Here is an 18,312-nt window from a genome sequence, read left to right on the forward strand (position 1 = left end):
TTGACGACTGGAGGACCGAATGGCCCGCGCCGCCCCACGTCCGCGCTCCCTTCCCCACCGGCGTCCGAAACCGCCCGGACGCGGCACCGCGGAGGGCAGCCCGGAGCGTCCGCTCCCCCTGCTTCCCCGGCTGCTGGCGATGCTGTGCGCCTTCGTCTTCATGGTCGCCTTCGCCGCGGTCCTGGCCCGGCTCACCCTGTACCCCTCCCCCGCCTCGGAGGCGCTGACCCACACCAATCTGCATCCGGGCCGCTCGCTGAGGGCCTATCTGGACCAGCCCGCGCTGCGTGACGCCGTGCGTCAGATCGGCGGCAACATCCTGCTCGGCGTGCCCTTCGGTGTGCTCGCGCCGGTCGTCGCACCGCGCACCCGCGGGTTCCTGCGGGTGCTGGTGCTGACGGCCGTCGTGATGCTGCTGGTGGAGTTCGCGCAGGGTGCCCTGGTGACCGGACGCGCCTTCGACATCGACGACGTCATCCTGAACACCGGCGGTGCGCTGCTCGGTTACCTGCTCGTGGGCCGCCGCCTGAGCCGGGCCGTGCACGCACGCCGCCCGAAGGCCTGACCCCCGGGGAGCGTCACTCCGAGGGTCAGGGCCGCTCGTTCGCGCCTGGACCCCCGCGCGGGGTCCAGGTGAACTTGTCGCCGCCCACCCAGCGGACCACGTCCGGGTCGTCCAGGTCGTGGACCGTGATCCCGAACGCGGCGGCGGCGTGCAGCACGTCGGTGACGGCCTTCGCCTCGCCGACCACCTGTCCGTCGATCTCCACGATCCGGAACGGCGGGGTCCCGGGCTGTACCCCGAGCACCATGATCCGCGGATGCGACATGTACGGGCTCGCGCTTTCGGTCATGCATCGAGGGTAGAGCGCGAACGGCGCGAACGAGTCGACACGGCGTCCGGGTCCGCCTCCGTTCAGGGGTGCCGCCGGTCGTCGCCCGTCAGGTGCGACCCGGCCCGCGGGCCCGTCCGGAGCATTCCGCCGTCCGCTCCCGGTGACGCGTGCTCGGCGGGCTCCGACGCCGTCACCCGGGCGAGCGGCCCGGCCGAGGGGAGGGGCCGGCCGGACCGGCGGATTCCGGGGCGCGCCCGCGCACAGGAGTGCGGGGTCCGCCGGAGCGGGTGGTCACCACCTGGTCCGAGGACGGGCCCCGGCGTGGGCGCGGGAGCGGAAGGTGCCCTCCGGAGTGGCGGGCGGCTGAGGTGGTACCCGTACCGCTCGCGAGAGGACGAGAAGGGACCACATATGGAACGGGCCGCCGTGTTCGACGTCGACGGCACTCTGGCCGACACCAACCATCTGCACGTGACGACCTGGTGGGAGGCCTTCCGGCAGGCGGGCCACCGGGTGCCGATGCACGCCGTCCACCGGGCCGTGGGGCTGCCCTCCTCCGACCTGGTCGCCCACCTGCTGGGCGAGGACCGGGACACCGGCCGCGACGACGAGCTGAGCGCGGCGCACAAGGCGCTGTACGGGCAGTACTTCGACCGGCTGCCCGCGCTGCCGGACGCCGGCCGGCTGCTGAAGCGGCTGCACCGGGAGGGCTGGGCGGTGGTGCTCGCCACCTCGGCGGGCGGTGCCGAGCTGAGCGCGCTGCGCCGGGCGATCGACGCGGACGAGGCGATCGGCGCGACGGCGAGCGCCGACGACGTGGAGGAGGGCAAGCCCGCGCCGGAGCCCGTCGAGCACGCCCTGGAGCTGGCCGGGGTGCCCGCGGAGCGGGCGGTGTTCGTCGGTGACACGGTGTGGGACATGCGGGCGGGCAGCCGTGCCGGGGTGCGCTGCGTGGGCGTGCTGTGCGGTGGCATTCCGCGTGCCGACCTGGAGGAGGCCGGCGCGGACGCGGTCTACGACGACCCGGCGCATCTCCTGGCATCCCTGCCGGACAGCCCCCTGGCATGAGGCAGGACATGGCGCGGGTGCGGGAAGGGACCGGGCAGGGTGACGCCGTGGGGCGGACGGCTCCGGTGGCGCGGGTGCGGGAGGCCGTGCGGTGGGACGCGCGGTCCGTCGGCCGGGCGGCGCGGGCCGCGTGGCGGGGACCCGGCCGGGAGCGGGATCTGCTCGTCCAGTCGCTGAAGGCCGCCGCGGCGGCGCTGCTGGCCTGGCTGCTGGCGCAGGTGTGGCTCGGCGACCCGATGGCCCTGATGGCGCCCTGGGTGGCGCTGGTCCTGGTGCAGGCCACCGTCTACAGCTCGCTGGTGCAGGGGGCGCGGCAGTTCACGGCGATCTGCGTGGGGGCCCTGGTGGCATCGGGGGCGCAGGCGGTCACCGGCGACACCACGGGCGCCCTGGCGCTGTCCGTGCCGGTGCTGGTGCTGCTGTCGAACTGGCCGCGCTTCGGCGACCAGGGCATCTACGCCGCCACCACGGCCGTCTTCACGATCGCCACGGGAACGGTGAGCGCGGTCGCCGTCGGGCACCGGCTGGGGCAGGCGGCGCTCGGCGCGGTCATCGGTGTCGCCGTCAACGCGCTGATCCTGCCGCCGATCCATCTGCGGGACGTACGGGAGAACCTGGCGGCGCTCGCCCGCGAGGCGGGTGACGTGCTGCACGCCGTCGCCGGGGATCTGCGCGGGGGCGAGTGGGACGCGCAGACCGCCGCGGGCCGGCTCGACTCCGCGGCCCGGCTGCAGGGCCGTCTGGAGGCGCTGCGCTCGGCGCGCGAGTGGAGCAGGGAGAGCCTGCGGCTGACCTCGGGCGTCCTGCGCTTCCTGCACCGGGCGCCGACGGCGGCGCTGCCGCCGGAGGACGAGGACGAGCGGTTCAGCCGCGTCACCGGACATGTCACGGCGCTGACCCGCACGCTCGCGGTGGCCGCCGACGAGGACCGTACGCCCGCCGCACCGGACGCCGCGGTGCTGAGCTGCTACGCGGAGCTGCTGGAGCTGATCGGCGACGCCTGCCACGCGGAGGCCGAGCGGCTGCCGGCCGGCGGCACGCGCGTGGACACCCTCCTGGACGAGCGGACCGAGGCGGTGATGCGGGACCTGCACGAGAAACTCCAGGACGGGCTGCGCGAGCACGCCGGGCAGGGTGCCGCGCGGACCGCCGTCCTGGGCACGCTGGTGCTCCAGGCCGAGAATCTCTGGGCCGAGCTCGACACCGGCGCCCCGGGCCGGTGACACACGTCACGCCCACCGGCAGCCGGACGCGGAACACCCGGAGGCGGTCGGCCGTTGAACAGATCGTGGGTGCGGACGGGACAGTGTCCCCGGGCCTCACCATTCGCCCACAGGGACGATCGTCCGGCTGAAGCCCTGTGGAGCCTTTCGCCGAGAGGCGACCGCCGTCCGTGCCCACCACCGAGCCGCCCCGGCCGTGATTCCCCCGTCACGGTCGGGGCTTTCCATGCTCCCGGGCCTGCGCACCGGTGTCGGACCGGGCGGTCGACCCGGAGCAGGCGGCCCGCCTGTGGGAACTCTCGGCCCGCCTGACGGGCGTGAACGCCTCCGTCTGAGGGGTACTCGGCCGGTCCCGCGGGGCAGCCGGCCGAGAGGAGCGGGAAGGTGAGCAGCGCAACGGGCCTGAGGGTCGTCGTCACGGGCGCCACCGGCAATGTCGGGACCAGTGTGGTGCGGGTCCTCTCGCAGGAACCGGAGGTCGGCTCCGTACGGGGCCTGGCACGGCGGATCCCCGACCTGTCGCCGCCGAAGACCGAGTGGTCGGCGGTGGACCTGGCCTCGGACCGGTCCGATCTCGTCGGGGAGTTCACCGGCGCGGACGCGGTGATCCATCTGGCGTGGGCGTTCCAGCCGACACACGACCCGGCGACGACGTGGCGCACCAACGTGCTGGGCAGCATGCGGGTGTTCGACGCGGTGGCCGGGGCGGGGGTGCCGGCGCTGGTGCACGCCTCGTCGGTCGGGGCGTACTCGCCGGGCCCGAAGGACCACGCGGTGGACGAGTCGTGGCCGACGCACGGCTGGCCGGACGCCGCGTACTGCCGGGAGAAGGCGTACCTGGAGCGGGCCCTGGACACGTTCGAGCGTGATCATCCCGGGACACGGGTGGTACGGATGCGGCCCGCGTTCCTCTTCAAGCGGGAGTCGGGAAGCGAACAGCGCCGTATCTTCGGCGGCCGTTTCCTGCCGGGTCCGCTGGCGCGGCCCGATCTGCTGCCCGTCCTCCCGGACGTTCCGGGGCTGCGGGTGCAGGCGCTGCACACCGACGACGCGGCCCATGCCTACCGGCTGGCCGTGCTGTCCGCCGAGGCGCGGGGGGCCTTCAATCTCGCCGCGGAGCCGACGGTCGACGCGGAACTGCTCGGGGAGATGCTCGGGACGCGCCGGGTGCGGCTGCCGCGTACCGCCGCCCGCTCGGCGGTCGCCGCCGCCTGGGGGCTGCGTCTGCTGCCCGCCTCGCCGCATCTGTTCGACGCCGTGCTGAGGCTGCCGCTGATGGACTGCGCGCGTGCGCGCGTGGAGCTCGGCTGGCGGCCGGAGCACACGGCGACGCAGGTGGTGGAGGAGTTCCTGCTGGGCATGCAGGAGGGAGCCGGGGAGGACACGGAACCGATGCGGGGCCGCAAGGTCGGCTGAGCACCGGGTTTCACCGGTCCTCGCGGAGGTACCCGCGAAGGCTCGCGCACGAACGAAGGGAGAGCGCCGTGACCGACCACCGCCTCGAAGGACCCGGTGAGAACGGCGCCGGTGTTCCCCGCGACCTGCCGGACCAGCAGGCCGGCGCCGGCGAGGACCCCTGGGAGGTCGCACCGGGCGCCGCGGAGCGGGAGAGCGAGGACAAGACCGACGAGCCGACGGAGCCCGACGTCCCCGACACGGACGAGGCCGGCACGGGCCGGCAGGGCGCCCCGCACTCGGCGTCCGGCAACCCGCAGCAGCCGGTACCGGACGAACCCTCCGCGTGACCGGCCCGCACGAACGGACCGGGCCCGCGGTCCCCGCCCCCACCGGCTGTGCCCTCCGGCCGGCCCGGGCGGGCTCCCCCGCGCGAGTGCTCCCGGGTCCTGTCGTCGCATTCCCGCCGTCCGCCCGGAGGGCGGGCCCCGCGGTGTCGGGTGCGTGCTCCCGGCGTACCGGGTCCTGAGTCCTCGTACCGGACGTACCCGGGTCGGGGCCCGGTGCGGCGGGAGGGCGTGCACGGCGTCGCGGGGCAGGCGGGAACGTGACGACGGGGCCTAACGCGGGGTGCGTTCCTGGAGGGCCGTGTGCCAGGCGGGGGGCGGGGACTGCGGGTCCGGGTCGGGGCGGCGGCCGCCGCGGGCGAAGAAGCCGGCGAGCGGCAGGATCGCGGCGCCGACGGTGACCGCGTCGGGGCCCAGGCGGCCCAGTTCGATCGTGACCTTCCCGGCCGGGTGGCGCAGCGCGTACGACAGGGCGTGCTTGCGCACGGCAGGCAGGAAACGGGCGCCGAGCTGGAGGCCGGCCCAGCCGCCCATGAGGATGCGCTCGGGCTGGAAGAGGTTGATCAGGTCGGACAGGCCCGCGCCCAGGTACTCGGCGGTCTCCTCCAGCACGGCGAGCGCGACGGGGTCGGGGGCGCTGCCGTCGGCCGGGTAGGCGGCGGCGAGCATCGACGTCAGCGCCGTCTCCTCGTCCGTGCCCCCGGGCACCCGGCCGCCCTCCTCGCGCCACCGGGCGAGCAGCGACTCGGCGCCCGCGTACGCCTCCAGGCAGCCCAGCGCGCCGCAGCGGCACCGGCGGCCCCTGACCCGTACGGTCAGGTGCCCCCATTCGACCGCCCGGCCGTGTTCCACCTCGGGCGTGACCAGGCAGGCGCCGACGCCGGAGCCGAAGAGGACGACGAGGGCGTTGCGGGCGCCGCGTCCGGCGCCGAACCACATCTCGGCCTGGCCGAGGGTCCTGGCGCCGTTGTCGATGAAGTACGGCACCGTCCCGGGCAGCAGGGACCCGGCGCGGAGCAGGGACTCCAGCGGGATCGCGTCCCAGCCGATGGTCTGGCCGTGCACGACGGCGCCCCGGTCGGGGGTGTGCTCGACGATGCCGGGGACGCCGATGCCGACGCCGAGCAGCCGCTCGGGGGCGAGGCCGGCGCCGGCGAGCACCTCGGCGATGCCGGAACGGATGTGGTCGACGATGACCTCGACCTCGTAGCGCTGCTGCTCCAGCGGGAGTTCCACGCGGGCGAGCTCGGTGAGGGTCAGGTCGAACAGTTCGACGCGGACCCGGGTCTCGCCCACGTCGACGCCGATCATGTGGCCGCTGACCGGTGCCACCCGCAGCAGGGTGCGTGGACGGCCGCCGTCGGAGTCGACGCTGCCGGCCTCCTCCACGAGGCCGTCGGCGACCAGGTCCGCGACGACGTTGCTCACGGACCCGGAGCTGAGCCCGGTCGCGGGGCCGAGCTCGAAGCGGCTCAGCGGGCCGTCGAAGTACAGCCGTTGCAGCACAGCCGTGCGGTTGGCACGCCTGAGATCGCGCACCGTGCGCCCGTTCCGCCCTGCCATGTGGCTCCTTCCGAGACCCTGCCCGACCTGCAACATACCGCCGGGACATGACTTGGCGCGACTTTCCCCCACCCTTATTTCATGGCATGAACTAACAGAGGTCGCCGATCTCGTCCAGCGCGGCCTCCAGCTCCGGGGCGACGGTGTCCTGAACCCAGCGCTCACGCTCGTCCCCGACCGCCCGCGGAATCGTCTCGGTGAGCATGATCAGGTAGAGGTAGGCACGGTAGAGGGCGAGGCGGGCACGGGCGGCCGGGCCGCCTGCGACCCGGCCGCCGGCCTCCGCGTATCCGGCGAGAAACGCCTGGTCCGCCCTGATGTCGCCGAACAGGGCGAGGGAGACGAAATCGGCGAGCGGGTCACCCCAGAACATGCGTTCCCCGTCGATGAGCCCACCGATCCGGGCCTCCCCCGCCGCCGGGCGCTCCACCAGGATGTTGCCCGGCCACAGGTCGAAATGGACGAGAACCGGCACGGTGACCTCGTCGAGCGCCCCGGCGGCCGAACGGATCACGGCGGCCACCTCGCCCACGGGGCGCGGCAGCCGGGCGCCGTGGTCGCGGGCGTCGGCGAGCACGGCGTCGGTCATCACGGTGAACGCGGTCCGCCAGTCGGGGGCGAGCGGGCCGAGGGCGCCGGACGGGTAGCCGAACCCCGGCCCGGTCACCCGGTGCAGCCGGGCCACCTGACGGCCGAGCTCCGTACGCAGCTCCGCCCGCTCCCCGTCGGCCGGGTCCGCTTCCGTCCAGGACTCGCCCGGGCAGGCGATCATCAGCAGATACGGTACGGAGGTGTCGCCGCCGACGGACACGGCGCGCGGGGCGGGTACGCCGGCCTCGGCGGCTCCGGCGCAGAAGTCCGCCTCGGAGACGAGCAGGCGCCGCTCGTGCCGGAGGCCGGGGACGGCGGGCGCGGGCGGGATCTTGAGCACATAGCGGCTGCCGTCGGTGAGGAGGAGTTCCTCGACGGTGTTGTAGGTGCCCCCGCTCAGCGGACGCACCCCGGCGAGCGCGTCGGGCGGCAGCCCCGCGCCCGCGAGCACCCGGCGGGCCCGTTCCCAGGAGTCCCCCATCGTCCACACCCCTCCCCCTCGGCGACTGCGGTACAGCGTACGGAACGGACGCGGGCGCGGTCCCCGGGAAAATCGCTGGCTCCCCCCGACGCCGGATATCTAACCTGACCCAGAAACCTAGACCCCCTAGGTTTCGAAAGAGCACACCAGGAGAGGCCCACCATGAGAGCACTCACCGAGCAGGACATCCGCGGTTCGTTCATCAACTGCTCGAAGGGTGAGGCCAGGCGACTGGCCGTCCCGCGCGACCTGGGCGAACACCCCTGGGACGATCTCGACTTCCTGGGCTGGCGCGATCCCGGCGCGCCCGACCGCAGTTATCTCGTCATCGAGCGGGAGAACCGTCTCGTCGGGGTGGCCATGCGCTTCCAGCCGGCTCAGCGCGGCTTTCTGCACCGCAGCATGTGCTCCCTGTGCCTGACGACCCATCCGCGCGGCGGCGTCGCCCTGATGACCGCGCGCAAGGCGGGCCCGGCCGGCCGGGAGGGCAACTCGGTCGGCGCCTACATGTGCACCGACCTCGCCTGCTCCCTCTATCTGCGCGGCAGGAAGGTCCCGGAGAGCGGGACCCGCTTCGAGGAGAGCCTCACCCTGGAGGAGCAGATCTCCCGCACCCGGGGCAATCTGTTCGCCTTCCTCGACAAGCTGTAGGACGGCCGGCCTTTCCCCCGGGGGACTGCCGTCACCGGTGAACACGTTCGTTGCGTCCGGGGAAGGGGAACCGTCCCAGGATGCAAGTGGTACGTGAGATGACCGCGCCGGCCGTCGAGTTCGTCAGGCGGCACCGGGACCCGGTGACCGTGCAGATGGTGCGGTCGGCCGCCGCGGCGACGGTCGCCTACGTCGTCGCGCTGCGGCTGAGTCCGGAGGCCGCGCCGCTCACCGCGCCGCTGACCGCTCTGCTCGTCGTCCAGGTCACCCTGTACTCCACGCTCACCACCGGGATGCGCCGGGTGAACTCCGTGGTGACCGGCGTCGTCGTGGCCATCCTCTTCAGTCTGCTGGTGGGTCTGACCTGGTGGAGCCTGGGCCTGCTCATCCTGGCGTCGCTGATCATCGGCCATCTGGTGCGGGTGGACGAGTTCGTGCCCGAGGTGGCGATCAGCGCGATGCTGGTGCTCGGGGTGACCACGCACGGGGACACCGCCTGGGCCCGGATCGTGGAGACGCTGATCGGGGCGTTCGTCGGGATGGGGTTCAACCTCCTGCTCGCCCCACCGGTATGGGTGGAGGAGGCCGGCAAGTCGATCGAGGAGCTGGCGCGCCGGGTACGGCAGCTGATGCTGCGGATCGGCGAGGAGGCGGCGGGCCGTACGCCCCCGCACCGCGCGGCGGCCCGGCTGCACGAGGCCCGCCGCCTGGATCACGACATCAGCGAGGTCGACGCGGACCTCCGGCAGGCGGAGGACAGCCTGCGGCTCAATCCGCGGGTGCGCGAGGGCCTGCTGCACCGGGTGGTGCTGCGTACCGGCCTGGACACACTGGAGATCTGCACGGTGGTGCTGCGGGTGCTGGCCCGCACGCTGACCGACCTGGCCAAGGAGCGCGAGCCGGAGCGGCTGTTCGAGCCGGAGACGGGCGCCGCCTTCGAGGAACTGCTGTCCGAGATCGCGGACGCCGTGGTCAGCTTCTCGGTGCTGGTGACCACGAGCGTGAGTGCGAACGCCGAGTCGGCGGAGGAGCGGCTCACCTCCGAGCTGCGGCAGGCGGCCGCCACCCGCGACAAGCTGGCCCGGCTGCTCTTCGAGGAGGCCCGGCGCGACGCGCGCCAGTGGCAGTTGCTGGGCGCCGTGCTGACCGAGGTCAACCGCATCCTCGACGAGATGGACACCGAGCACCGAACGCGCCGGCTGTTCGAGGAGCTGGACCGGCACTCACAGGAGCAGCGCGAGCGGCTGCCGCGGCTCACCCGGATGCGGGAGCGGCTGCGCCGGAAGTCTCGTGGCGCATCCCACCGCTCCACGTGACGCACTCGGCCGGATACGCCCAGGTGGCCGAGTTCTCCGTGTCATCCGTCGCCGTCCGTGCGCTGCCGCTGCAGCGCGCGGAGGCAGGAGGCGGCGCTCGCCCGGGTGAGCAGCACGTGCATGCGCTCGGTGAGCTGGGAGACGTCGTCGGCGGGCGCGTGGAACGGCAGGCGTACGTCGCCGCCCGCGCGCAGGCGTTCGATGCGCAGGGTCAGTCCGTGCCGGTCGACGGCGAGCGGCTGGACGCGGACCGCGCCGTGCAGGCTGCCGCGGTCGACCAGCCGGGTCAGCCGTTCGACCGCGTCGGCGTGGCAGTCGGCGAGGTGGGTCAGCAGCCTGGCCTCGGCGGTGGCGAGCGGGTCGGGCTCGGCGGCGGCGAACTCGTCGACGTCGACGACCAGGGCTCCGGACGGCTGCCGCAGCACCACGCGCGTGGGCTGGAAGGCGAGGTGCCCGTCCCGCACGGCGAACCAGCCTGCCAGCCACAGCCGGGCGCGGATCCGGTCGCGTACGGGGACGGGTGCCACGTCGGCGAACTCCAGCACGGCGGACGGCTCGCCGCGGGGCGCGCAGATCGCGGCGGTGAGCAGGGCGCTGTCCTCGGGCACGTGCAGCAGCACCCGTCCGTCGTCGGTCACGCTGTGCGCGCCGACGAGCTCCTCCCGGGTGCCCTCAGCGGTCACCGCGCAGGACCATGCGGCGGCGAGCACCGAGCGGGCCCGTTCCGCCGCGCCGGGCGCGGCCGTCCAGCCGTGCGTGTCGTCACCCATCCTCGAACCTCCTCTTAGGTAAGCCTTGCCTAACCTACCGAAGATCGGGGTGCGCGCCAACCGGGTGGCGTGATCTTTACGAGACTCCTCAGGGCGTGAGAACGCCCAGCAGGGCGCGTGCGCACAGGTCGCGCACCTGTTCACGGTGCAGCTCCGAGCCGCGCAGCCACTCCAGACAGACCGCCGTGGTGAAGGCCAGCCAGCCGCGCACGGCGAGCCGGGTGTCCGGCCGCGCCTCGAAGACGGGGCCGAACTCGGGGTCCTCGGCGAGCGCCGCCAGGATCTGCCGTTCCTGTGCGGCCAGCGCCCGCCGGTAGACCCGGCGCACCGCCCGGTCCCCCGCCGCGTCGGCACGGTGGAAGGCGCGGTAGCCGTGCGCGTGGGCCGCGACGTACTCCAGATACGCGTCGAGGCCCGCCGTGAGCTGCTCGCGCACCGGGACGCCGGGGACCGCCGCCGTCATCCGCAGCATCCGCTCGCTCTCCCGCTCCACCACCGCCGCGAAGAAGTCCCGCTTGGCCGGGAAGTAGTGGTAGAGCAGCCCCCGCGAGACCCCGGCGATCTCGGCGACCTGCTCGATCCACACGTCGTCGTAGGGGCTCTCCGAGAACAGCCGCGCGCCGACCGACAGAAGCTGTTCCCGGCGCTCCGCGGTGCTGAGCCGACGGCGTGCGCGCCCGCCCTGGTTCACGGCCATCCCCGCACTTTACTTGACGCCCGTTCAGCGACCGGACCAGACTGAACCCGCCTTATTGAACTCGCGTACAACACGTCCACATGCGCCGGGCCGAAGGAGATCGCGTCGTGGCGGAGACGACGACACGGGCCGTACTGCCGAAGGGGTTCCGCAGCGCGGAGCACGGCTGGCCGGAACTGCACCGCATCCCCCACCCGCCGTACCGCCTGCCGCTGCTCGGCGACATCGTCGGCGCGAGCAGACGCACTCCCCTGCAGGATTCGCTGAAGTACGCCCGCCTGCTGGGGCCGGTCTTCCGGCGGAACGCGTTCGGCAAGGAGTTCGTGTTCACCTGGGGCGCCGGGCTGGTGGCCGAACTGGCCGACGAGTCGCGGTTCGCCAAGCATGTCGGGCTGGGTGTCGCCAATCTGCGGCCGGTCGCGGGCGACGGGCTGTTCACCGCGTACAACCACGAGCCCAACTGGCAGCTGGCGCACGACGTGCTGGCCCCCGGGTTCAGCCGGGAGGCCATGGCCGGTTACCACCCGATGATGCTGGCCGTGGCGGAGCGGCTGACGGAGCACTGGGACCGTGCGGCGGCCGGGGGCCGGCCGGTGGACGTGCCCGGGGACATGACCAAGCTGACGTTGGAGACGATCGCGCGGACCGGCTTCGGGCACGACTTCGGGTCCTTCGAGCGGTCCCGTCCGCACCCGTTCGTCACGGCGATGGTCGGGACGCTCACCCACGCCCAGCGGCTGAACAGCGTTCCCGCGCCGCTGACCCCGCTGCTGCTGCGCCGGGCGAGCCGCCGCAACGCGGCCGACATCGCGCGTCTCCACCGCATCGTCGACGAGGTGGTACGGGTCCGGCGGGCGGAGGGCGGCGGGGGCGGCGGGGATCTGCTGGACCGGATGCTGGAGACCGCGCATCCCCGGACCGGGGAGCGGTTGTCGGCGGAGAACGTCCGCCGACAGGTGATCACGTTCCTGGTCGCCGGTCATGAGACCACGTCGGGCGCGCTCTCCTTCGCCCTGCACCATCTCTCCCGGCATCCCGATGTCGCGGCCCGCGCCCGTGCCGAGGTGGACCGCGTCTGGGGCGACGCGGCGGCGCCCGGCTATGAGCAGGTGGCCAAGCTGCGTTACGTGCGCCGCGTACTGGACGAGTCGCTGCGGCTGTGGCCGACCGCGCCGGCCTTCGCCCGGGAGGCGACGCGGGACACGGTGCTGGGCGGGGAGCATCCGATGCGGCGTGGTGCGTGGACGCTGGTGCTGACGCCGATGCTGCACCGGGACCCCGAGGTGTGGGGCGCGGACGCGGAGCGGTTCGATCCGGAGCGGTTCGACCCGGGGGCGGTGCGGGGGCGGCCGGCGCACGTGTTCAAGCCGTTCGGGACGGGGGCGCGGGCTTGTATCGGGCGGCAGTTCGCGCTGCATGAGGCGGTGCTGGTGCTGGGGTTGCTGCTGCGCCGTTACGAACTGCGCCCCGACCCTGCCTACCGCCTGCGCGTGACCGAGCGGCTGACGCTGATGCCGGAGGGTCTGCGGCTGCATCCGGAACGCCGGGGCTGAGCACGGGGTTTCAGGTCTCAGGTGCGTTGGGGCGGGACGGGGGTGGGTCGCGCGGCCCGGCGCTTGCGGGGCGCCTCCCCCGGAGGGGGTACCCCCGGCCCACCCGTGCCGCCCTGGGGGTACCCCCAGGCCTTTAAGGCACTGGGGGAGGCAGACTGCCCGCGGGAAGCGGCTACGCGGGTGTCCGCGGGAGCGGTCAGTTCTTCGTTGCCTCCAGGCGGGCGAGGCGGTCCGGGTCGGCCAGGATGTACATGCCGGTGATCCGGTTGTCGGTGATGGTGACCGACATGACCGACCTGATGCGGCCGTTCTCCGTGCTGAGCAGGCCCAGGGAGTCGTTGACCAGAGCCATCCGGCCGGCCGCGGTGTAGCGGGCGAACGTCATCGCCGACTCGGCCACCGTCTTCGCGCCCCGGAGGATCTTGGACCCGGCCACGCCGCGGACCAGTGCGCCCGCGTCCGCCCGCAGCACCACGTCCGGGTGGAGGACGGCGACCAGCGCCTCGAAGTCACCGCCGCGCGCGGCGGCCATGAACGCTTCGAGCACCTGCTTCTGCCGGCCGAGGTCGGGCTCGGAGGAGGGGGTCGCGTCCCGTACCCGGCGGCGGGCCCGGCTGGCGAGCTGCCGGGTCGCGGCCGAGCTGCGCTCCACCACCGGGGCGATGTCGTCGAAGGGCACGGTGAACATGTCGTGCAGGACGAACGCCAGCCGCTCGTCGGGCTCCAGCGTCTCCAGCACCACCAGCATCGCCACGCCCACCGAGTCGGCGTGCAGCGCCTCCTGTTCCGGGTCCACCTGGGAGAGGGGTCCGATCACCGGGTCCGGGACGAACGTCTCGTCCATCGGCTGCTCGCGGCGCGCGGTGCGCGAACGCAGCAGGTCCAGGCAGATCCGGCCGGTCACGGTGGTCAGCCAGCCGCCGAGATTGCCGATGTCGCCGGTGTCGGTGCGGCCCAGCCGCAGCCAGGCCTCCTGGACGGCGTCCTCCGCCTCGGTCAGCGAGCCGAGCATGCGGTAGGCGACCGCCTTGAGATGCCCGCGGTGCTCCTCGAAGCGCTCCGCCAGCAGTTCCCTGCCGTCGTCCACGGGGCTCACCGGGGGAACAGCTCGAAGGCGACCGCGGGCCGGTTCCCGAACCGCTTCCCCGTCTCCGCGGCGAAACCGGTCAGCAGACCGCGCGCGTACGCCTCCGGGTCCTCGTCGGTCAACGCCTCGATGTAGGTCCGGTGTTCGAGCAGCGACGCGACCGCACGCTCCAGCCCGTCGGTCGCGTCCACGGCGTGCGTGGGGGCGTTCGAACCGGCGACCGCCACCCAGCGGACCCCGTTCCAGGGTTCGAGGCCCCGCTCGATCAGCTCCGGGAAGATCCACCGGTTGCCTGCGTCACCGGCCGCGTCGAGCGTGGCCCGCCCGACGGCCACGTGGTCCGGGGTGTTCCAGTAGGTGCCGCCCCAGGTGTCCCGGTGGTTCAGGGTGATCACCAGCTCGGGCCGGTACCGGCGGACGGCGGCGGCGATGTCCCGGCGCAGCGCGGGACCGTACTCGACGACCCCGTCCGCGTGGTCGAGGAAGCCGACCTCCGACACACCGACCACGGCCGCGCTCGCCCGCTGCTCCCGCTCCCTGAGCGGGCCGCACTTCGCCGGCTCCAGGGTGTCGATGCCCGCCTCGCCGCGGGTCGCCAGGACGTAGGAGACCTCACGGCCCGCGTCGGTCCAGGACGCGATCGCCGCCGCACAGCCGTACTCGAGGTCGTCCGGGTGGGCCACCACGGCCAGGGCGCGCTGCCAATCGTCGGGCATGGGCGGGAGTTGACTGGTCGTCGGCTCGGTCATGCCCGCAGACTAACCCGCCGCACCGACAACGCACCGGGCTCCCGCTCACACCTCGTCGCGCGCCAGGGCGAGCAGCCGGTCCAGGACGCGGGGGCCGCCGGCCCGGACCCCGTCGTGCTCGAACTCGTCGGTGACCCAGGTGCGCAGACCGCGGACGGCACGGGCGGTCCGAAGGGAGTGGGCGGTGTCGACGTACATGTCGTCGTGGTAGACGGCCGCCGCGACCGGGACCTCGTTGACGGCGAGACGCGCCGGGTCGTACAGCGGCGTCCAGTCGGTGCGCGCGGCGAGCAGTTCGGCGGTCTCGCGCAGCGGGCGCAGCGCGGGGTCGCAGTCGAACATCCAGGGGTGGACGGTCTCACCGGTGAACAGCAGCGGCCCGTCGCCGGCGAGCGTCTTGGCCGCGTCGAACTGCGGGAACTCCGCCCGCACGCGCTCGGCGGACCAGGCGGTGGGCCGGGCGTCCTGACCGTAGATCGCCTCGTGGACGAGCGCGTACAGCGGGTGTCCGGCGTACGACAGCAGGCCCTGCGCCTGCTCCTGGAAGGCGTCGGAGAGTTCGGGGCCGCCCGGGGTGCGGACGAAGGCGTCCTCGAGGAGGTGGTGCAGCCGGTGGCTGCCGTCGCCGCCGCCGAGCATGATGCCGAGGGACTGGAACGCCTCGACGGTGAACCGGTAGCCGTTGGGGAGGACGACCTCGTGGGTCAGGAGGTGGTCGGCGATGCGGCGGGCGCGTTCGACGTCCTGCGGGTAGCGGGCGTAGTGCGCGGCGACCTTGCGTTCGACACGCGGGTAGGCGGCCCGGTAGACGTCGTCGGCGTGGGCGTCGAGGGAGGGCAGTCCGCCGGTGACGAGGGCGGTCTCCAGGCCCTCGGGGGCGGTGGAGAGGTAGGCGACGGTGCAGAAACCGCCGAAGCTCTGGCCGAGGACGGTCCAGGGCGCGCCGCCGGTCACCTCGGGGCGGATGGCCTCGCAGTCCCGCACGATCGAGTCGGCGCGGAAGCGGGTGAGGTGGTCGGCCTGTTCGGCGGGGCCGCCGCGCAGCGGGAGCGTCTGCCGGTTGGCGGGGGTGGAGTGCCCGGTGCCGCGCTGGTCGAGGAGGAGTACGCGGTAGTCCTCGAGGGCGCGGCCGAGCCAGGCGGGCTTCCCGACGAAACGGTTCGCCCCGAAGCCGGGGCCGCCCTGGAGGTAGAGCAGCCAGGGCAGGTCCTGGCCGGCCTTGTCACTGGCGACGACCTCACGCGCGTACAGCTCGATCGTCTCACCCGAGGGGGTGTCGTGATCGAGGGGCACGGTGAACCGGCGGTCGGTGAGGACCACTCCGGGCTGGCGGTAGCTGACGGACAACAGGGCTCCAGGGACGAACGGATTGTCGGACCGTGACCCAGTTCAACACATGTTCGTCCGGCCAACGAGCCCGGGATCATGTAATTCTTACTGAACGTCCGTCAGCGGGCCGTCAGGCTGGAGCGCCGGACCACCAGTTCCGGGCGGAGGACGACCCGGCGGTGCTCGTGCGGCTTGGCGGCGCTCTCGCTCTCGGTCTCCTCCAGCAGCAGCTCGGCCGCCAGGGCGCCCATGGTGGCCGCGGGCTGCCGCACCGAGGTCAGCGGTACGGCCGCCGCCGCGGCGAACTCGATGTCGTCGTAGCCGACGATCGCGAGGTCGTCGGGGACGCCGACGCCTGCCGCGTACATCGCCTGGAGCACACCGAGGGCGAGCAGGTCGTTGGCGCAGAACACGGCGGTGGGCCGGTCGGCGAGTCCGAGGAGGCGGGCGCCCGCGTCGCGTCCGGCGGCGACGTCGAGCCGCTCGGTGGGCAGTTCGCGCAGGCGGTCGGGGCCCAGTCCGGCCTCGGCGAGGGCGTTCAGGGCGCCGGTGCGGCGGTCCCGGACCTGGTTCAGTCCGGGCGGGCCGCTGACGTACGCGAGGGAGCGGTGCCCGGCGTCGACGAGGTGCCGCACGGCCAGTGCGCCGCCCGCCACGTCGTCCACGGAGACCGAGCACTCGGTGGTGCCCTCGGCGACCCGGTCGACCAGCACGAAGGGGATGCCGTGCCGGCGGAACGCCTCGATGTTGCGGCCGGTGGCGTCCGCCGGGGTGAGCAGCACGCCCCGCACCCGCTGTTCGGCGAAGAGGGAGAGGTACTCGGCCTCCTCACCCGGGTCCTGGGCACTGTTGCAGACCATCACACCGAGCCCGGCCTCGCGCGCGGCGCGTTCGGCGCCGCGGGTGAGGTCGACGAAGAACGGGTTGCCCATGTCGAGGACGAGCAGACCCATGATGCGGCTGCGGCCGGCGCGCAGCTGACGGGCGGACTCGCTGCGCACGTAGCCGAGCCGGTCTATGGCGGACAGCACCCGGGCCCGGGTCTCGGCGGCGACCGTGTCCGGGCGGTTGATCACGTTGGAGACCGTGCCGACGGATACTCCGGCGACGCGGGCGACGTCCTTGATACCCACCGACTGGGCCATCGGGCAGGGACCTCCAGAAAGACGGGGGCGGCGCGGCGGGCCATCACACTACCGGCAGCGCCGCCCCTGAGCGGTCACGGTCAGGCAGGCAGCCCGAAGTCGACTACGTGCAGGGGCGAGGGTGTCGTCCCGGTGGACTTCTCCTGGTACATGACCGACAGCACCCCGTCCTGGGCGACGCGGGTCTCGTCGATCACCACCTCGCCGAAGGCGTTCAGGCCGGCGCCGTCGTACAGCAGCTTCCAGTCGGTGTGCCCCAAGGCCGCGGAGGCGGCGGCGATACGGCCGTGGGGGAACACGGCGTAGGCGTTGTCGTACCGGTCCAGGACCAGTTTGGTGCGCTGGCTGGAGTTCAGCGGGACGGGGATCTCGGTCTTCCGCCAGCCGCCGGCGGCGGTCCGGCGGACGTGGAAGGCGCGGCCGTTCGCCGTGCGGTCGGCGACGTAGTCCGTGGTGCACCGGCCGAAGCGGCCGGGGACGTAGGAGATGATCGCGTGCGGCCGGCCGGCGGAGTCGGTGAACTGGCTCTCCTGGTTCATCAGGGAGTGGTCCGGGTTCAGCGGGTCGACCACCAGTCCGGCGTCGGTGACGGAGACCGGGTCCGAGGCCCCGGTTCTGCCGACGACGGCGCCCGCGTCGTTGCGCCAGGTACGGCCGCGGTCGTCGGAGTAGGCGTAGCCGGTGTCGTGGTTGGTGATGCCGCCGCCGTCGCACATCACGGCGTTGTTCTGCTCGCGCCAGGTGAAGAAGGTGTGCAGGCGGCCCTGCCGGTCGTAGTCGATGCCGTGCAGGTACATGTTGCGGGCGGTGGAGGAGCCGTGCTCGCTGGTGTACGTGCCGGTGGAGCCGGTCCACTCCCCCAGCGCGGTCCACCTGCTGCCGTCGTACTCGGCGAGGGCGTTGCGGCCGTTGCCGGAGACGCCGGCCCGGTAGCTGAGCTGGAGCCGGCCCTCGGGGGTGGCGACGAACTGCGGGTAGGTGAACTGCGAGGTGAGGGCGAGGCCGTCGAGCGTGGACTGCGGGGCGCCGAAGCGGTTCGCGGTCCAGCTCGGTCCCGTCGGATCGTCCAGCAGCCCGGCGACCGACTTGACGTAGGTGAAGCCGTCGCTGTGGGAGTCCATGTTGAGGTGCAGGCGGCCGTCGGTCCTCGACACGCCCATGGAGATGACGTTGTGGGAGTCGTCGTACCGGAGCGTGTGGCCGACCCGCACGGTCTCCCAGGTGCTCGCGCCGAGGGCGCGGCGGGCGACGACGGCGCCCCGGTCGGCGGTGTACCAGGCCGCGTACTGCCGGCCCTTGTAGGTGAGCAGGCCGTTCTTCTGGAACGCGTTGTTGTTGACCAGGCCGTCGTAGGACACGAAGAAGACGGCCCGGCTGTCGAGCGTGGTGCTGCCGGTGCGGGTGACCGACGGCCCGGGGGCGGCGGCCCGGGCCGTGCCGGAGGCGAGGGCGGGGGCCGCCGCGGTGCCGAGGAGTGCGCCGGCCAGGAGAGTGCGTCGTCTCATCTCGGG

18 protein-coding genes are annotated in these 18,312 nt (G+C 73.5%); 8 read left to right on the forward strand and 10 right to left on the reverse strand.

The window, feature by feature from the left end; all coding sequences use genetic code 11:
- Positions 1-19: 19 nt before the first annotated feature.
- On the forward strand, positions 20-565 hold the full coding sequence (locus tag ACH4VX_RS31425; RefSeq protein WP_398372168.1) for a VanZ family protein: 546 nt from the start codon (positions 20-22) through the stop codon (positions 563-565).
- Between the two features lie 25 nt (positions 566-590).
- On the opposite strand, the gene ACH4VX_RS31430 is transcribed toward ACH4VX_RS31425, so the two are convergent.
- Entirely contained in the window at positions 591-854 is a 264-nt protein-coding gene (locus ACH4VX_RS31430) for a hypothetical protein (RefSeq protein ID WP_398372170.1), read from the reverse strand.
- A gap of 393 nt (positions 855-1,247) precedes the next feature.
- On the opposite strand from ACH4VX_RS31430, the gene ACH4VX_RS31435 reads away from it, so the two are divergent.
- The 4 genes from ACH4VX_RS31435 (at position 1,248) to ACH4VX_RS31450 (ending at position 4,872) form a co-directional block, all read left to right on the forward strand.
- Positions 1,248-1,904, forward strand: coding sequence for an HAD family hydrolase (locus tag ACH4VX_RS31435; RefSeq protein ID WP_398372172.1), 657 nt, complete (start codon positions 1,248-1,250; stop codon positions 1,902-1,904).
- Positions 1,901-3,127 (forward strand): aromatic acid exporter family protein, encoded by a 1,227-nt coding sequence (locus ACH4VX_RS31440; protein WP_398372174.1) that lies wholly within the window; start codon positions 1,901-1,903, stop codon positions 3,125-3,127. Before ACH4VX_RS31435 ends, ACH4VX_RS31440 begins: the two co-directional genes overlap by 4 nt.
- 384 nt (positions 3,128-3,511) lie before the next feature.
- Positions 3,512-4,543, forward strand: coding sequence for an SDR family oxidoreductase (locus ACH4VX_RS31445; protein WP_398372175.1), 1,032 nt, complete (start codon positions 3,512-3,514; stop codon positions 4,541-4,543).
- A 68-nt stretch (positions 4,544-4,611) separates the two neighbouring features.
- A complete protein-coding gene (locus tag ACH4VX_RS31450; RefSeq protein WP_398372177.1) occupies positions 4,612-4,872 on the forward strand; it encodes a hypothetical protein in 261 nt (86 codons plus the stop codon).
- A 270-nt stretch (positions 4,873-5,142) separates the two neighbouring features.
- Here ACH4VX_RS31450 and ACH4VX_RS31455 read toward each other — a convergent pair whose 3' ends face one another.
- Positions 5,143-6,432: an ROK family protein gene (locus ACH4VX_RS31455; protein ID WP_398372179.1), complete on the reverse strand. Its 1,290-nt coding sequence runs from the start codon at positions 6,430-6,432 to the stop codon at positions 5,143-5,145.
- A gap of 91 nt (positions 6,433-6,523) precedes the next feature.
- Positions 6,524-7,504: a phosphotransferase family protein gene (locus ACH4VX_RS31460; protein WP_398372180.1), complete on the reverse strand. Its 981-nt coding sequence runs from the start codon at positions 7,502-7,504 to the stop codon at positions 6,524-6,526.
- A 162-nt stretch (positions 7,505-7,666) separates the two neighbouring features.
- On the opposite strand from ACH4VX_RS31460, the gene ACH4VX_RS31465 reads away from it, so the two are divergent.
- Both ACH4VX_RS31465 and ACH4VX_RS31470 read left to right on the forward strand, forming a co-directional pair.
- Entirely contained in the window at positions 7,667-8,155 is a 489-nt protein-coding gene (locus ACH4VX_RS31465) for an FBP domain-containing protein (protein WP_398372181.1), read from the forward strand.
- A gap of 80 nt (positions 8,156-8,235) precedes the next feature.
- Positions 8,236-9,471: an aromatic acid exporter family protein gene (locus ACH4VX_RS31470; RefSeq protein ID WP_398372183.1), complete on the forward strand. Its 1,236-nt coding sequence runs from the start codon at positions 8,236-8,238 to the stop codon at positions 9,469-9,471.
- A gap of 41 nt (positions 9,472-9,512) precedes the next feature.
- On the opposite strand, the gene ACH4VX_RS31475 is transcribed toward ACH4VX_RS31470, so the two are convergent.
- Positions 9,513-10,241: a DUF2470 domain-containing protein gene (locus tag ACH4VX_RS31475; RefSeq protein ID WP_398372184.1), complete on the reverse strand. Its 729-nt coding sequence runs from the start codon at positions 10,239-10,241 to the stop codon at positions 9,513-9,515.
- An 88-nt stretch (positions 10,242-10,329) separates the two neighbouring features.
- Positions 10,330-10,938, reverse strand: coding sequence for a TetR/AcrR family transcriptional regulator (locus ACH4VX_RS31480; RefSeq protein ID WP_398372186.1), 609 nt, complete (start codon positions 10,936-10,938; stop codon positions 10,330-10,332).
- A gap of 80 nt (positions 10,939-11,018) precedes the next feature.
- On the opposite strand from ACH4VX_RS31480, the gene ACH4VX_RS31485 reads away from it, so the two are divergent.
- Positions 11,019-12,491: a cytochrome P450 gene (locus ACH4VX_RS31485; protein WP_398372188.1), complete on the forward strand. Its 1,473-nt coding sequence runs from the start codon at positions 11,019-11,021 to the stop codon at positions 12,489-12,491.
- A gap of 196 nt (positions 12,492-12,687) precedes the next feature.
- Here the strand turns inward: ACH4VX_RS31485 and sigJ are convergent, their stop codons facing one another.
- The 5 genes from sigJ to ACH4VX_RS31510 form a co-directional block, all read right to left on the reverse strand.
- The gene (gene sigJ / locus ACH4VX_RS31490; protein ID WP_398372190.1) at positions 12,688-13,578 is read right to left on the reverse strand and encodes an RNA polymerase sigma factor SigJ; all 891 of its coding nucleotides are present in this window, start codon (positions 13,576-13,578) and stop codon (positions 12,688-12,690) included.
- A gap of 5 nt (positions 13,579-13,583) precedes the next feature.
- Positions 13,584-14,327 carry a PIG-L deacetylase family protein gene (locus ACH4VX_RS31495; protein ID WP_398372192.1) on the reverse strand — a complete coding sequence of 248 codons (744 nt, stop codon included), beginning with the start codon at positions 14,325-14,327 and terminating at the stop codon, positions 13,584-13,586.
- Positions 14,328-14,372: 45 nt separating this feature from the next.
- Positions 14,373-15,674: an alpha/beta fold hydrolase gene (locus ACH4VX_RS31500; RefSeq protein WP_398372194.1), complete on the reverse strand. Its 1,302-nt coding sequence runs from the start codon at positions 15,672-15,674 to the stop codon at positions 14,373-14,375.
- 101 nt (positions 15,675-15,775) lie between these two features.
- Positions 15,776-16,801, reverse strand: a complete 1,026-nt coding sequence (locus ACH4VX_RS31505; protein WP_398372196.1) for a LacI family DNA-binding transcriptional regulator — start codon at positions 16,799-16,801, stop codon at positions 15,776-15,778.
- An 80-nt stretch (positions 16,802-16,881) separates the two neighbouring features.
- Entirely contained in the window at positions 16,882-18,306 is a 1,425-nt protein-coding gene (locus ACH4VX_RS31510) for a BNR repeat-containing protein (RefSeq protein ID WP_398372197.1), read from the reverse strand.
- Positions 18,307-18,312: the final 6 nt, after the last annotated feature.

The sequence above is a fragment of the Streptomyces sp. NPDC020731 genome (assembly GCF_044334705.1).
In the GTDB taxonomy this organism is placed as follows: Bacteria; Actinomycetota; Actinomycetes; order Streptomycetales; family Streptomycetaceae; genus Streptomyces.

Coding starts and splice junctions, on each gene's coding strand:
- ACH4VX_RS31425 (WP_398372168.1), top strand. CDS start 20: ATGGCCCGCGCCGCCCCACGTCCGCGCTCCCTTCCCCACCGGCGTCCG.
- ACH4VX_RS31475 (WP_398372184.1), bottom strand. CDS start 10,241: ATGGGTGACGACACGCACGGCTGGACGGCCGCGCCCGGCGCGGCGGAA.
- ACH4VX_RS31495 (WP_398372192.1), bottom strand. CDS start 14,327: ATGACCGAGCCGACGACCAGTCAACTCCCGCCCATGCCCGACGATTGG.
- ACH4VX_RS31505 (WP_398372196.1), bottom strand. CDS start 16,801: ATGGCCCAGTCGGTGGGTATCAAGGACGTCGCCCGCGTCGCCGGAGTA.
- ACH4VX_RS31460 (WP_398372180.1), bottom strand. CDS start 7,504: ATGGGGGACTCCTGGGAACGGGCCCGCCGGGTGCTCGCGGGCGCGGGG.
- ACH4VX_RS31435 (WP_398372172.1), top strand. CDS start 1,248: ATGGAACGGGCCGCCGTGTTCGACGTCGACGGCACTCTGGCCGACACC.
- ACH4VX_RS31440 (WP_398372174.1), top strand. CDS start 1,901: ATGAGGCAGGACATGGCGCGGGTGCGGGAAGGGACCGGGCAGGGTGAC.
- ACH4VX_RS31480 (WP_398372186.1), bottom strand. CDS start 10,938: ATGGCCGTGAACCAGGGCGGGCGCGCACGCCGTCGGCTCAGCACCGCG.
- ACH4VX_RS31465 (WP_398372181.1), top strand. CDS start 7,667: ATGAGAGCACTCACCGAGCAGGACATCCGCGGTTCGTTCATCAACTGC.
- ACH4VX_RS31485 (WP_398372188.1), top strand. CDS start 11,019: ATGCGCCGGGCCGAAGGAGATCGCGTCGTGGCGGAGACGACGACACGG.
- ACH4VX_RS31430 (WP_398372170.1), bottom strand. CDS start 854: ATGACCGAAAGCGCGAGCCCGTACATGTCGCATCCGCGGATCATGGTG.
- ACH4VX_RS31455 (WP_398372179.1), bottom strand. CDS start 6,432: ATGGCAGGGCGGAACGGGCGCACGGTGCGCGATCTCAGGCGTGCCAAC.
- ACH4VX_RS31510 (WP_398372197.1), bottom strand. CDS start 18,306: ATGAGACGACGCACTCTCCTGGCCGGCGCACTCCTCGGCACCGCGGCG.
- ACH4VX_RS31470 (WP_398372183.1), top strand. CDS start 8,236: ATGCAAGTGGTACGTGAGATGACCGCGCCGGCCGTCGAGTTCGTCAGG.